The 475-nt window shown below is 68.4% G+C and carries 1 pseudogene; it reads right to left on the bottom strand.

Annotation, left to right across the window (positions count from 1 at the left end):
• A pseudogene (locus AC5RUQ_RS20940) lies at positions 1–475 on the bottom strand (HNH endonuclease); the annotation flags it as partial.

The following is a 475-nucleotide window of genomic DNA, read 5'->3' as shown; positions in this document are numbered from 1 at the left end:
CCTTGAACCCAGCACTCTCCAGGGGTGCTGTTTCCCTGCCGACAGGCTCTGAGCGAAACGCTCCCATGACCGCGTTTCTGGCCCAGCTGCCGGGGACGACGCCGTAGCCGGTGAGTCTGGCTGGTTCACTGTCGCCTTGGAAGAGGGTGCGGTCGGTCATCACAAGCTGGATCTCGACCCCGTTGATCCCGCCCGGGGTGCCGGTGACGCGTTCGACGAGGGCGTCGGCCATGATCGCGCCCTTTGGACGTTCATCGCCAGAAGACTTAAGTGCCTCGGCGTGGCGGGTGAGGGCTGCGTAGGCGGCGACGCCCTGCGCGGCCGGAACCAGTGCCGTGAGGTAAGCCATGGTGTCGGGCGCAGGGCGGAGGCTGACCGTTCGCTCTGAGACGGCATGGGAAGCCCGCTTCGCGACAGACTGGCGGTCCCGCCGGTACGCTGCGGCACGGACGGCGCCGGTGATGGCCCGGTCCCC

Source organism: Arthrobacter sp. MDT2-3 (genome assembly GCF_059090465.1).
The sequence above is the reverse complement of the archived record's forward strand: the minus strand, read 5'-3'. Positions and strand labels throughout refer to the sequence as shown.